Genomic DNA, 592 nt, shown 5'->3' with positions numbered 1-592 from the left:
ACGAACTCAATTTTTGGCGAAAGGGAGGTGGCGCGTTCACGAAGCGATTGGTAATAGTGTTCTTTGCCGTGACTGCTGCCAACAAAAATGATCTTAAGAGGTCTATCTGTTATTGGCTCGACGGCATCTAGCAGAAGTTGATGGCCCTTGAGCTCTGAGAATCGTCCGGGTAAAAGAAGTGTAAAGGGTTTCTCTGGGCCTTTTGTTGACGTCGTTACTTGGGCTGGTTTCTTAGTTGCATGCGTTGAGATAGACGGGCTTACCTGAATGGAGCGGGTGTAGTAGTCGGTATCTACGCCTCGATTAATCTGCACCACATTCTTCGCCCATGGATAGGTTTCGCGTATATGGTGCTCTATGAATTCTGAGACTGCGATACACGCTCGTCCTCTTAACATCGCCGAGTTGTACAAGCGCTTGAGCGCATTCTTGTGTCCATAACAACCGTGGAAGGTGCTGATAAATGGGACGCCCGTCGAACGTGAAGCAAGGTAGACGCTCCATGCCGGCGCTCGTGAGCGCACGTGCAGTAAATCGATGTTTTGCTCGTTGATCAGTCTTTCTAGATGTCTCGCGTTACGCATGATCTGAA

At 49.3% G+C, this 592-nt stretch carries 1 protein-coding gene; it reads right to left on the bottom strand.

Annotation, left to right across the window (positions count from 1 at the left end; translation table 11 throughout):
* Nucleotides 1-592: glycosyltransferase (locus tag A3750_RS18065; protein WP_197475135.1), on the bottom strand; the 592-nt coding region annotated here is incomplete at both ends.

Source organism: Oleiphilus sp. HI0079 (assembly GCF_001635105.1).
Note: the sequence above shows the minus strand (reverse complement) of the source record. Positions and strands in the feature narration are given on the sequence as shown.